The following is a 12667-nucleotide window of genomic DNA, read 5'->3' on the forward strand; positions in this document are numbered from 1 at the left end:
AAAATGCCCGCAAAAGATAGTGCGGAGAAATGTTTAACATTTTTTCCAGAGGGGAAAAGATAGTGAAAAAGTGAAGGAGTGGCACAATGGAATATACCAGTATAGCAGATACAGGAATAGAAGCCTCCAGAATCGGCCTCGGCACATGGGCCATTGGCGGAACGATGTGGGGAGGCACTGACGAAAAAACATCGATTGAAACAATCCGAGCCGCTCTTGATCAGGGGATTACACTGATTGACACCGCACCGGCTTACGGCTTCGGGCAGTCCGAGGAAATTGTCGGAAAGGCAATCAAAGAGTACGGCAAAAGAGACCAGGTGATTCTCGCAACGAAAACGGCTCTGGACTGGAAGAACAACCAGCTGTTCCGCCATGCGAACAGAGCGAGAATTGTAGAGGAAGTTGAGAATTCTTTGAAACGGCTTCAAACAGACTATATTGATCTTTATCAGGTGCATTGGCCCGATCCGCTTGTGCCAATTGAAGAAACGGCTGAAGTCATGAAGGAATTATATGATGCGGGAAAAATCCGGGCGATTGGCGTCAGCAATTTTTCAGTTGAACAAATGGATACATTTCGCGCCGTCGCACCTCTCCATACGATTCAGCCTCCATATAATCTGTTTGAAAGAGAGATGGAAGAGAGTGTTCTTCCTTATGCGAAAGATAACAAGATAACAACATTATTATACGGCAGTTTATGCAGAGGGCTGTTAACAGGCAAAATGACCGAAGAGTATACATTTGTGGGCGATGATCTGCGTAATCACGATCCAAAATTCCAGAAGCCCCGCTTTAAAGAGTATCTTTCTGCTGTCAATCAATTGGATAAGCTGGCGAAGACACGTTATGGAAAATCAGTGATTCACTTGGCTGTCAGATGGATCTTAGATCAGCCGGGAGCGGATATCGCTCTTTGGGGGGCAAGAAAGCCTGGGCAGCTTGAGGCCCTATCTGAGATTACAGGCTGGACGCTGAACAGTGAAGATCAGAAAGATATCAATACTATATTGGAAAATACGATATCAGACCCTGTCGGACCGGAGTTTATGGCCCCGCCGACCAGAGAGGAAATATAACAAAAGCTGAGGGCGAATCCTCAGCTTTTTGGCGTTTTAACGGGAGAAATCTTAAAAATTAGTACCAGGTAATAAAAAATGTTGTTATAATAGATGACAGAAAGAATCATTGATTACGACAAAGGAAGTGCGATATGTATAAGTTTTGTGCAAATGCTTTAAAAGTTATTCTTTCTCTTCGTGGAGGAGTGAAGGTGTATAACAAAGAAAACCTTCCGGCCGATTCAGGTTTTGTCATCGCGTGTACACATTCCGGCTGGGTTGATGTGATTACACTCGGAGTCGGGATTCTTCCTTATCAAATACACTACATGGCGAAAAAAGAGCTTTTTCAAAATAAATGGATCGGTTCGTTTCTGAAGAAAATTCATGCCTTTCCGGTAGATCGGGAAAATCCCGGGCCAAGCAGTATTAAAACGCCGATTAAGCTGCTGAAAGAAGGAGAGATCGTCGGTATCTTCCCAAGCGGAACAAGAACCTCTGAGGATGTGCCTTTGAAAAGAGGTGCGGTGACGATTGCGCAAATGGGGAAAGCGCCGCTTGTCCCCGCTGCATATCAGGGCCCTTCAAGCGGAAAAGAGTTATTCAAAAAAGGAAAAATGAAGCTGATTATCGGTGAGCCTCTTCACCAGGCTGATTTTGCCCACCTGCCTTCAAAGGAAAGACTTGCAGCAATGACAGAGGCTTTGAATCAGCGGATTAAAGAACTAGAGAATAAACTTGATCAGCTATAAGGCGTTCTGAGAGATTGCCCTGAAACTGTGAAAATAAGAAAAGCACCTTATACAAGGTGCTTTTCTTATTATGCTTCCTGCTGGTTAGCTGTCTCCAGAAGTTCTTCTTCTTGAAGCTTTTTCACTTCAATATATGCGACGTGGTGGCCGTCAATTTCATTAATGATGAATTCGCAGCCCTCTTCGATGATGGAATCATCTTTTTCAACATCGTATTTTTGAGTAAGGAACCAGCCGCCGATTGTATCGACTTCTTCGTTCTCTAAATGGATGCCTAGCAGGTCGTTTACTTGGTCAATTAACACTTTTCCGTCAAGAATATAATGGCCTTCGCCGATTTTGCGGATTTCGCTAATTTCATCAATATCAAATTCGTCGCGGATTTCACCGACAATTTCCTCAATGATGTCCTCAACCGTCACGAGTCCGGCAGTACCGCCGTATTCATCAGACAAAATGGCCATGTGGACCCTCTCTTTTTGCATTTTGACAAGCAGGTCTTGGATCGGCGCAGATTCAATGACATGAATGATCGGGTTGACGAATTGAGAAATGGTGGAATCAACAGATACCTCACCGCTGATGCAGGCGGTCAGCACTTCTTTAATGTTAATAACTCCGATAATGTTATCTTTATCGCCCTCTTCCACAGGGTAGCGGGTATATTTTTCAATCTGAATGATGTCCATCATTTCAGAAATCTTGATATCATGCGGAAGGCTGACAATTTCGGTCCGCGGAATCATAATTTCTTTCGCGAGCCTGTCGTCAAATTCAAAGATTTTATTCACATATTTAAACTCTGATTGGTTGATTTCACCGCTTTTATAGCTTTCAGACAAAATGATACGCAGCTCTTCTTCTGAGTGTGCCAGTTCGTTTTCTGAAACGGTCTCCAGGCCAAATGCTTTGGTCAATAACCGTGCAGAATTGTTCAAAAGCCAAATGAATGGGAACGCGATGCGGTAAAACCAAATCAGCGGTTTCGCAAACAGCATAGACACTGCTTCCGCCTTTTGGATAGCGACTGTCTTAGGTGCAAGTTCTCCGACAACAACGTGTAAGAACGTGATAATGGCATACGCAAAAATAAACGATATGACATGTGAAAGGGAACCTGGTACGTTCATTTGTACGAAAAGCGGGTGAAGCAGCCTTTCGATCGTTGATTCACCTAAAACCCCTAATCCGATGGAAGTCAATGTAATTCCGAGCTGACACGCAGATAAATATTCATCAAGATGCGTGGTCACTTTTTTTACGGCTATTGCTGCTTTATTTCCTTCCGCGATCAGCTGATCGATCCGTGAGCCTCTGATTCTGATAATGGCAAACTCAGATGCCACGAAAAATGCCGTCAGGGCGATTAAAACAGCAACTAAAATCAAATTCACTATGTCCAATTAGAACCTTCACTCTAGCAATGAGAATGAAGGTAACACCTCCTGTTAGATAAAATGGTTTTAACTTAACAGCAGCATAAATGATTGGAACACGGCGAGCTTTTCAGGCGGGAGTTTGCTTTTCAGCTTGTCACGATCCTCGGGCTTCAGCCGTTCAAACCGATGCAAGATTCCGGAGATGTTTTGATTCATATGATCAATTTCTAATGCCAGATTTCCAATTTCATCATCAAGTTTAGCTGAAGAGGGAAACTGGTTCTCCAGTCGATCTTTAATATCGGACAGGGCCAATCGCTGCTTCTTGCAATCTACAATAAATATAAGTCGTTTGAGTGCATTTTCGTCGTAGTAACGGTAATTTGAACAGGATCTGGCCGGCGTAAGCAGACCGAGATTCGTATAATAATCAACTGTCCGTTTCGTTACTCCGGCGAGCGCCGCTAGTTCACTGATGCGATAAGTCTCAGCCCCATCTATATCCCTCCCAACCATCACGTTATAGTTATGAGAATAGTTTAATATATGAACGGTGTCTTGCACAAGTTTATTGTTTTTTTCAGACCGGAATTGGAAGTTGTGGAATTCATCATCTGATTGAAGTAACATAGGAAGATAGAATTTTCAAATTTTTTATATGCGGAAGGGACAGATGAAATTGGCTGGGTTATCCCGGGAAGTTGAAGAAAACTTAAATAAAGGATCATGGATTCGCAAGCTGTTTGATGAAGGTGCAAGGCTGAAGAAGGAGTTCGGGGAAGACCAGGTATTTGATTTTTCACTCGGCAACCCGATTGTTGAACCGCCTGAAGCTTTTAAGAGAGCGTTAATAGAGGAAGCTGAAAAAGGCAGCCACGGATACATACAAAACCAAGGGCTTCCTGCAGCGAGAGAAAAAGTCGCGCAATTTCTGGGGTCGCGTTTTGAAGCTGATTTCTCAGCGGAGCGTATCGTCATGACGGTGGGCGCGGGAGGCGCTTTGAATGTTGCGTTAAAAAGCATCGTAAACCCTGGGGAAGAGGTCATTATTCTCGCACCTTATTTTGCTGAATATAAGTTGTATATTGAGAACTACGGGGGAAAGGCCGTCAGCTGCCCGTTGACAGGCCGGTTTGAGATCGACATTGATGCGGTAAGGCAATCGATCACTCCACAGACGAAAGGGCTGATCCTCAATACACCGCATAACCCCACAGGCACGGTTCTCAGCCAGAAAAATATAGACGATTTAGGCGCTTTATTAAAAGAAATAGAAGAGAAGAGCGGCCAGAGGATTTATGTGCTGTTTGATGAACCGTACAGTCAATTAATCTATGATGAAGAGCTGGCAAATCCGTTTCAATCGTACCATCGTGTGATATTGGCTAGCTCATTCAGTAAAGATCTCGGCATAGCCGGGGAGCGGCTCGGATATATCGGATTGGACAGCCGAATGCCGGATGCGGACCTTTTGATCAACGCTTTTGTGTATTGTAATCGAACGCTTGGATTTGTGAATGCCCCTGTCATGATGCAGCGGGCTGTGGCACGAATGGATGATTTAAGAGTAGACGCGAGCGCTTATAAAGAGCGCCGGGATTTAATGGTAGACATTTTAAAAGAAGCCGGTTTTGAATTTGAAATGCCAAAGGGAGGTTTCTTTGTTTTTCCGAAATCGCCGATTGAAGATGAAGTTGCATTTTGCGTGCATGCCGCCCAAAAATACAAATTATTAATTGTGCCGAGCAGCGGTTTTGGAATGAGCGGGCATTTCCGATTATCCTTCAGTGTGCCGATCGAGCAGATTAAAAACTCACGGGACATTTTCATTTCTTTATATAAAGATTTTGCTTAAGAAGGCAAAGAAAAGAAAACAGTTTTCAAGGCTGTTTTCTTTTTATATCCGCAAAATCCTTCCTCTTCGAATCCAGACAGGCGCAGAATTGACAAGCAGGCATGCAGTTAAGGTTTTCTTCATGATAAAAGTCTAAAAATTAAAAATCATTTTTGGAATGAGTTGTGTTACAATAAAATATACAATTTATAATCAAACTTTGACTTTTGGAGGTGGTATGATGGGGCCCTCTGCTTAGGCAACAATACACCGCGTACCTCAATGTTAAGGAAAAATGATTATATCAGGAGGTGACTCCTTATCCTTTGTTGAGAGGATAGGGTTAAATGGACGATATTGACAGTCTGATTTTAATTGGCGTGCTCATTGCTTTAACCGCGTTTTTCGTTGCAAGCGAGTTTGCGATTGTTAGAGTGAGGAGATCCAGAATAGATCAGCTTATCACAGAAGGAAACAAACGGGCGATACTCGCAAGGCGTGTCATTACAGATTTGGATGAATATTTATCCGCATCCCAGCTAGGCATTACATTGACATCAATCGGGCTTGGCGTACTGGGTGAGCCGGCCTTTGAACGGCTGCTGCATCCACTGTTTGAACCGCTCGGCTTGCCAGACTCGGTTTCACATGCAGCCTCTTTTGCAGTCGCGTACGGCTTGATCACGTTCCTGCACGTTGTTGTAGGTGAACTGGCCCCGAAAACGGTCGCGATTCAAAAGGCAGAACAGCTGACTTTACTGATAGCGGGCCCTTTGCGTTTATTCTATTTGCTCCTGTTTCCGTTTATTTGGATCCTCAATGGATCGGCGCGGCTTTTATGCGGGATGTTCGGTTTGAAGCCTGCGTCAGAACATGATGGTTCCCATTCTGAGGAAGAACTCAGGATGCTGTTATCTGAGAGTTTAAAAAACGGAGAGATTAATCCGTCTGAATATAAATATGTGAATAAGATTTTTGAATTTGATAATCGGATCGCCAAAGAAATTATGATACCGCGGAAGGAAATGGCTGCTGTGTCAACTGAGATGACGATGGCCGAGATGCTTGAAGTCATGCTGAAGGAAAAATACACGCGCTGGCCAGTCACAGATGGAGACAAAGACAGTGTGATCGGTTTGGTCAATACGAAGCATTTGTTTTCTGATTTGCTGTTTATGACAGAAGAAGAACGAATGAAGATGACGATCCATCCGTATGTGAGGCCGGTCATCGAAGTGATTGAAACGATCCCGGTTCATGATTTGCTGATTAAAATGCAGCGCGAGCGCATTCATATGGCAATATTGTCGGATGAATACGGAGGAACCTCGGGACTTGTGACGACAGAGGATATTCTTGAGGAAATTGTCGGAGAGATCAGAGATGAATTTGATGAAGATGAACAGCCGCTGATCCAAAAGCTTGGCGACGGCCATTATGTGATAGATGGAAAGGTTCGGATCGATCAGGTGAACAGCCTTCTTGGCGCATCGATTCAAGAAGACGTCGATACGATCGGCGGGCTGATATTAAAAGAAAACATCGATATTGAGGCTGGTGAATCCATTCGCATCGGTTCATATACGATAAAGGTGCTGAAGATGGACGGCCGATTAATCAAGCAAATCGATATAAAAGAAGAAGCCGGCAACACAACCGGGATTACGGCGCACCACAAGCTGCCGCTGCCCGATCCTGTGATGCTGAACAGTGCAACCTTGAGCGAGAAATAAGCTCAAGGTTTTTTTACATTGTGATTGTCCAGCCGCACCAAAATGCCAAAAGCGATCCGCAAAGTGTCAGGGCGATGTACAAGATGCTTTCTATTACACGTTTGGCCATAAGGAGTTGAATACTTTCAACGCTGAAGGTGGAAAAGGTCGTAAAGGCGCCAAAAAACCCCGTGCCGATGATAAGCGAGACCGAAACATTTGCAACGTGAAGTCCTGTAAATATTCCGAGCCCGAGAGCTCCGAGAATATTGACTGTCAGTATGCCAATGGGCAGGCTGAGACCTTTGGTTTTGGCGGTTATGACATTGCCAAGCCAGAAGCGAAGCATTGCGCCAAGTCCGCCCCCTATGAAAATACCCGCTAGTGTCATCTTTCCTGCAGCCCCTTTCTTTGCTGAATGCCTGCTATGCGCCGTCCCGCAAAAACACCAATCAGTGCAAATATGATCCCTGATATCAATGAGGCTGCCACATATAAAAGAGCCAATGAGGGTTGTCCTTGCAAAAGCATCACTGTTTCCTTAGAAAACGTGGACATTGTTGTGAAGCCTCCGCAAAAGCCGGTGCCTAAAAAAGCCGACAGCAGAGGCCGTTTTGCCCCGATCATAAAAAATCCGGTCAAAATGCCTAATAGAAGGCTGCCTGCCGCATTTTCCAGCCAGGTTGCCGCCGGGAACTGACCGGTGTGTATCCATAAGTTTAATCCGTATCGGAGGCAGGCGCCAAGCGCGCCTCCGATAAAAACCGCGCTATATATTTTCATGTTTGCCATCCTTTATGATGAAATCCGGGTAATCTGTAACGATGCCGTCCACGCCCATGGCTTGTAATTTTGCCGCTGTCTTTTGATTGTTGACAGTCCATGCAAATATGTTTAAGCCATTTTTATGGACGGAGCCGATCATCAGACGGTTGAGCCGTGTGTATTTTATATTGACATAGTTTGCAAAAGAGCGGAAGGCCTTCATCTGATTTCTGGACAGCATGCCAAAGTTGGGCCTTGTAATGACCGCTGTCGGAATCGAAGGATAAAGCTCGCGGAACCTTTGGACGGAGCGGAACTGAAAGGATTGAACAATATTATTGATAGAAAAAGAAAATTGCCCTAATAGCTGTCCCACCTCTTCTTCAATTCCGACTTGAGACGGATGGCCTTTTAGTTCAATTAAAAGGCCGATTTTTTTGTGGTAGCGCTTGAGCACCGCTTCCAGGGTCGGAATACGCTCTCCTTGAAAAGCGGGGCCGTACCAGCTTCCTGCATCGAGTTTTTGCAATTCCTCCAAGGTAAAATCCTTAACAAAGCCCGATCCGTTTGTTGTTCGGTCAACCCTGTCATCGTGTATCACAACAATCTGCCTGTCTTTTGTAAGCTGGACATCCAGTTCGATCATATCTGCATTCATTTTCACCGCAAGGTCAAATGCGGCAATCGTATTTTCCGGAGCGTAGCCGGATGCTCCGCGATGGGCAATGATGTACAAGCTAAGTCAGCTCCTCGTATGGGCATTTCTGTTATTGTATCAAAACCATATATGCACCGCGATACAAACTGGTGAATTTTTTCTGCCATATCGGAATGGTACGGGCTGAGGAATGCGTATAACTAAAAAAAGACACTCAGCGTATCAGAACACATTTCGTCAGAAAATTAGGTCTTTCGACATGTTCACAACAAAATATGATCCTTTATAATAGCAAAAAAGGAGGCGAGATCATGGGAAAAGGGAGAATCAGAGTGGAGGAAAGAATTAAAGCCGAAACGGATGCTGAAATGCAAAAAGCAACTCTCCTTGATCAGACACAAACGAAAAAAGGTAAGTGACTGTCCCTATTGAATCTGGCTGATAGATGAATTGAGAAATGACCCCGGCGTTTCGCCGGGGTTTTGTGCTGCAAAAGACATTTAAATGAACATCCTTACGAATATTTTAGTATAATAAACAATTGATTGGGATAGAGGGGAGACAGTCATGCCGGATTATCTGCAGCAGTATTTTACGCTTGATAACATCATACAAATCGGCATCAGCTTGGCGATTTTGCTGGTGTTTCTTATACTTAGAAAATTATTCACAAGATATTTCTTTAACCTGCTTTTTAATTTGTCAAACCGGCCGAAAACAGAAATTTTTAAACAGGTGGTTCTGGCGTTTGATAAGCCGGCCAGATGGTTTTTTGTTGCCCTTGGGCTGTTTTTAGCGATCCGGTATTCACCGTTTTTAGATGAGCAAATGTCGGTCATCAGCAAAATATACCGCTCACTGATTGTGGCGCTCTTGTGTTGGGGTCTTTGTAATTTGACCGCAACATCGTCGTTTATCTTCCATAAGGTGAATCAGCGCTTCGAGCTTGACATGGATGACATTCTGGCCCCGTTTTTATCCAAATTGCTCCGTTTTGTGATCATTGCGCTCAGTGTCAGTGTGATCGCTCAGGAATTCAATTATGATGTAAACGGATTTGTAGCGGGCCTTGGTCTTGGCGGACTGGCTTTTGCGCTTGCCGCGAAGGATACCATCAGCAACTTCTTCGGCGGTATTATTATTATTACTGAAAAGCCGTTTACAATTGGTGACTGGGTGGAGACGTCGACAGTAACAGGATCAGTCGAGGATATTACCTTTAGGAGCACGAGATTCAGAACAGCACAGGGGGCGCTTGTAACGGTGCCGAACTCTACGCTGTCGATGGAAGCGATCACGAACTGGACAAGAATGACCAAACGCCAGATTACGTTTTCCATCCATGTGTCCTACGCTACGCCGATTGAGAACCTTGAACGCTCCATTCATTCTCTCAGAACAATGCTTTTAGAGCATGAGGGCGTTGATAATGAAACAATCATGGTCAACTTCGATACGTTTGCCGACAGCTACTACAATTTATTTTTTAACTTCTATACAAAAACGACAGTTTGGGCTGAAAACCTTAATATTAGAGAGGATATCAACTATAAAATTATTGAGATTTTAGGTGCAGAAGGTGTCCAGTTTGCATATCCCGGCCAAATGGTTGTTGTCAAGCAAAAGCACGAGAGCGACCCATTCCAGGTGAATCTAAATAAAAAGGAAAAGGAACGGGCTTAAAAGAGAGACTTCGTCTGACAGAGGCGGAGTCTTTTTCATGGTAAAATAAGAGAAAAAGGCGGTGTTGAGTTGGAAGCATTCAAAAGTATTCTACATGAAGCACAGAGAATTGTTGTGCTGACCGGAGCGGGAATGAGCACAGAATCAGGGATTCCAGACTTTCGTTCAGCAGGGGGCATTTGGACGGAAGATGCCTCAAGAATGGAAGCGATGAGCCTTGATTATTTTTTAAGTCATCCGCGTCTGTTTTGGCCCAAATTCAAAGAATTGTTCCAGATGAAAATGAGCGGCAGCTTTGAACCGAATGAAGGACACTTGCTTTTAGCTGAGCTGGAGAAGCAAGGGAAGCAGGTCGATATTTTTACGCAAAACATTGACGGTCTTCATAAAAAAGCGGGGAGCAGGCATGTATACGAACTGCATGGTTCTATCCAGACAGCAGCTTGTCCGGCATGCGGCGCCCGATATGATCTTCCCCATTTGCTGGAGCGGGAGGTGCCGGAGTGCACGGCGGCCGGAAACAATGGGGACATTTGCGGAACGGTATTAAAAACCGATGTTGTTCTCTTTGGCGACGCCGTCATGCACTTTGACACCCTTTATGAAAAGCTGGATCAAGCAGATCTTTTATTGGTTATCGGCACGTCTCTCGAAGTGGCTCCGGCTAGATTTGTGCCTGAGGATGCAAGTCTGATTCCCGGCATGAAGAAAGTCATCATAAACCTTGAACCAACGTATTGCGACAGCTTGTTTGACATGGTCATCCATCAAAAAATCGGCGAGTTTGCCCGAAGTTTGGGCATAAAAAAGTGAGCCGCCTTATGCGCCTCACTTTTTTATTCATGAACAGGAACCATTGTGTCCTCTAATACACCGAAGGAATAGCCTTTTTCTTTTAATTTATTGATTAGTACCGGCAGCGCGTTTACGGTAGCGGGAAGATCATGCATGAGAATCACATTCGGGCGGCCTGAAGAGCTTTGTTCCATATTTTCAAGCTGCTCTAACACGGCCGTCACATACTTTGAATTTCGGTATTTCCAGTCCATGCTGTCAATCGTCCAATCCCAGTACACAAAACCGTCTTTCTCAAGATTGCGGATTTGTGAGGGGGTTAGTGACGGCTTGCTTCCGTAGGGCGTTCTGACAAGAGCGGTTTTATAACCTGTAATGTCCTGCAGCGTGTCACGCGCCTCCTGCATTTCTTTTAACGGAGATGTCGGTGATTGATAGAACAATCTGTTATTGTGGGTAACGCCATGTAAACCTAGTGCGTGGCCTTCCTTTTCTGCTCTTTTCACAGCTTGTTTGAATTCGTTCATCCGCGGTGACAGCATAAAAAACGTCGCTTTTACATCAGCGCTTTTCAGTACATCGAGCAAGCGGTTTGTAAAGGCTGACGGGCCGTCATCGAAGGTTAAGTAAACCGTTTTATCTCCCATGTCCTGCTTTGTCTGCAGATGTTTTATCAGCAGATCGGGGGAGTCGTTTTTCAGCTTAAGGCTTTCCTTCTCATCTCGAAGCTGTCCGTTAGTTGTGACAGTGACTTCCTTTGCTTTCGTTGAACTGTTGGAATAACCCAAAATCACCATAAGCAAAAGCAGCACACATAAAACTGCTAAACTTGCAAATTTAAAAGCAAGCGAAACTGCAGAAGGAGAAGCCTCTCCTCTCGTTTGTCGCATAACAATCTCTCCATTGGCATAAAATCTCTACATAATGCTGTACAGCAGGCAGCTTATGAAGATGCCTTATGTTTACAACCTATGTATTACCAATCAAGTATACAGGAATAAAACTGGAAAGCACATAGAAAATTTGTCGAAATGTCAGATTTTAAGGAAAAAATAAACTCCTTTCCGCTATAGATCTCTTGATCTTTCTGTTTTTCAGCTTGTCCAATATGGTAGAATTAGTGACAATGACAGCTTGAATGACATCAGGGACATCTCGAAAAGGGAGGGCTTTTATGAAGGTTTTAGTCAATGGCCGGCTGATTGGGCGCAGTGAAGCATCAATCGATTTGGAAGATCGCGGTTATCAGTTTGGTGACGGCATCTATGAAGTGATCAGGGTGTACAAAGGAGTATTGTTCGGCTTACGTGAGCATGCAGAGCGTTTTTTCAGAAGTGCTGCTGAAATTGGAATTTCACTTCCATTCAGTATAGAAGATCTCGAGTGGGACCTGCAAAAGCTTGTACAGGAAAATGCGGTCAGTGAGGGAGCGGTATACATTCAGACAACAAGAGGTGTGGCCCCGCGAAAACACCAGTATGAAGCCGGGCTTGAGCCGCAGACTACTGCTTATACGTTTACGGTGAAAAAACCGGAGCAAGAGCAGGCATACGGAGTGGCGGCCATTACAGATGAGGATCTTCGCTGGCTAAGATGTGATATCAAAAGTCTGAATTTACTGTATAATGTCATGACGAAGCAAAAGGCCTATGAAGCGGGAGCATTTGAAGCCATTTTACTTAGAGACGGCGTTGTTACGGAGGGTACTTCCTCTAACGTTTATGCCGTTATCAACGGCACGGTGCGAACACATCCGGCTAACCGGCTCATTCTCAATGGAATTACACGGATGAATATTTTAGGACTGATTGAAAAGAATGGGATCAAACTGGATGAGACTCCTGTCAGTGAAGAAGAGTTGAAACAGGCGGAAGAGATCTTTATTTCGTCAACGACGGCAGAAATTATTCCGGTCGTGACGCTCGATGGACAATCGGTCGGAAGCGGGAAACCCGGACCGGTGACCAAACAGCTTCAGGCTGCTTTTCAAGAAAGCATTCACCAGGCTGCTAGCATTTCATAAAT

General features: G+C 44.5%; 14 protein-coding genes. 8 read left to right on the forward strand and 6 right to left on the reverse strand.

Annotated features, from left to right (window positions below; translation table 11 throughout):
- Nucleotides 1–86 precede the first annotated feature (86 nt).
- Both akrN and AC07VD_RS05785 read left to right on the forward strand, forming a co-directional pair.
- On the forward strand, nucleotides 87–1082 hold the full coding sequence (gene akrN / locus AC07VD_RS05780; RefSeq protein WP_348709618.1) for an aldo/keto reductase AkrN: 996 nt from the start codon (nucleotides 87–89) through the stop codon (nucleotides 1080–1082).
- Between the two features lie 134 nt (nucleotides 1083–1216).
- Nucleotides 1217–1816: a 1-acylglycerol-3-phosphate O-acyltransferase gene (locus tag AC07VD_RS05785; protein WP_003233335.1), complete on the forward strand. Its 600-nt coding sequence runs from the start codon at nucleotides 1217–1219 to the stop codon at nucleotides 1814–1816.
- Between the two features lie 68 nt (nucleotides 1817–1884).
- Here the strand turns inward: AC07VD_RS05785 and AC07VD_RS05790 are convergent, their stop codons facing one another.
- Together AC07VD_RS05790 and cueR are read right to left on the reverse strand one after the other, a co-directional pair.
- Nucleotides 1885–3219, reverse strand: coding sequence for a hemolysin family protein (locus AC07VD_RS05790; RefSeq protein WP_009966903.1), 1335 nt, complete (start codon nucleotides 3217–3219; stop codon nucleotides 1885–1887).
- Nucleotides 3220–3279: 60 nt separating this feature from the next.
- Nucleotides 3280–3711 (reverse strand): Cu(I)-responsive transcriptional regulator, encoded by a 432-nt coding sequence (gene cueR / locus AC07VD_RS05795; RefSeq protein ID WP_010886460.1) that lies wholly within the window; start codon nucleotides 3709–3711, stop codon nucleotides 3280–3282.
- A gap of 157 nt (nucleotides 3712–3868) precedes the next feature.
- Here cueR and AC07VD_RS05800 point away from each other — a divergent pair, with 157 nt between their 5' ends.
- Nucleotides 3869–5050, forward strand: a complete 1182-nt coding sequence (locus AC07VD_RS05800; protein ID WP_032721240.1) for a pyridoxal phosphate-dependent aminotransferase — start codon at nucleotides 3869–3871, stop codon at nucleotides 5048–5050.
- A gap of 326 nt (nucleotides 5051–5376) precedes the next feature.
- On the forward strand, nucleotides 5377–6762 hold the full coding sequence (locus tag AC07VD_RS05805) for a hemolysin family protein (protein WP_021479661.1): 1386 nt from the start codon (nucleotides 5377–5379) through the stop codon (nucleotides 6760–6762).
- Nucleotides 6763–6775: 13 nt separating this feature from the next.
- On the opposite strand, the gene crcB is transcribed toward AC07VD_RS05805, so the two are convergent.
- Genes crcB through AC07VD_RS05820 form a run of 3 tightly spaced genes read right to left on the reverse strand, consistent with a single transcriptional unit; the run spans nucleotide 6776 to nucleotide 8242 of the window.
- A complete protein-coding gene (crcB, locus tag AC07VD_RS05810) occupies nucleotides 6776–7132 on the reverse strand; it encodes a fluoride efflux transporter CrcB (RefSeq protein ID WP_031315019.1) in 357 nt (118 codons plus the stop codon).
- Complete coding sequence (locus AC07VD_RS05815; protein ID WP_014479308.1) at nucleotides 7129–7524, reverse strand: fluoride efflux transporter FluC; 396 nt, start codon at nucleotides 7522–7524, stop codon at nucleotides 7129–7131. Before AC07VD_RS05815 ends, crcB begins: the two co-directional genes overlap by 4 nt.
- The gene (locus AC07VD_RS05820; protein WP_014479309.1) at nucleotides 7511–8242 is read right to left on the reverse strand and encodes a glycerophosphodiester phosphodiesterase; all 732 of its coding nucleotides are present in this window, start codon (nucleotides 8240–8242) and stop codon (nucleotides 7511–7513) included. Before AC07VD_RS05820 ends, AC07VD_RS05815 begins: the two co-directional genes overlap by 14 nt.
- 233 nt (nucleotides 8243–8475) lie before the next feature.
- On the opposite strand from AC07VD_RS05820, the gene AC07VD_RS05825 reads away from it, so the two are divergent.
- From AC07VD_RS05825 to srtN, 3 genes are all read left to right on the forward strand, one after another.
- Nucleotides 8476–8583 carry a YhdX family protein gene (locus AC07VD_RS05825; RefSeq protein WP_009966908.1) on the forward strand — a complete coding sequence of 36 codons (108 nt, stop codon included), beginning with the start codon at nucleotides 8476–8478 and terminating at the stop codon, nucleotides 8581–8583.
- A gap of 148 nt (nucleotides 8584–8731) precedes the next feature.
- Nucleotides 8732–9847 carry a small-conductance mechanosensitive channel protein MscY gene (gene mscY / locus AC07VD_RS05830; protein WP_129092363.1) on the forward strand — a complete coding sequence of 372 codons (1116 nt, stop codon included), beginning with the start codon at nucleotides 8732–8734 and terminating at the stop codon, nucleotides 9845–9847.
- A 69-nt stretch (nucleotides 9848–9916) separates the two neighbouring features.
- Nucleotides 9917–10660 carry a sirtuin NAD-dependent deacetylase gene (gene srtN / locus AC07VD_RS05835; RefSeq protein ID WP_014476294.1) on the forward strand — a complete coding sequence of 248 codons (744 nt, stop codon included), beginning with the start codon at nucleotides 9917–9919 and terminating at the stop codon, nucleotides 10658–10660.
- Nucleotides 10661–10683: 23 nt separating this feature from the next.
- On the opposite strand, the gene AC07VD_RS05840 is transcribed toward srtN, so the two are convergent.
- Nucleotides 10684–11532, reverse strand: coding sequence for a polysaccharide deacetylase family protein (locus AC07VD_RS05840; protein WP_021479657.1), 849 nt, complete (start codon nucleotides 11530–11532; stop codon nucleotides 10684–10686).
- Between the two features lie 284 nt (nucleotides 11533–11816).
- Here AC07VD_RS05840 and dat point away from each other — a divergent pair, with 284 nt between their 5' ends.
- Nucleotides 11817–12665: a D-amino-acid transaminase gene (gene dat / locus AC07VD_RS05845; RefSeq protein ID WP_024571682.1), complete on the forward strand. Its 849-nt coding sequence runs from the start codon at nucleotides 11817–11819 to the stop codon at nucleotides 12663–12665.
- Nucleotides 12666–12667 lie beyond the last annotated feature (2 nt).

It is taken from the genome of Bacillus sp. GW821-FHT01G09 (genome assembly GCF_059422205.1).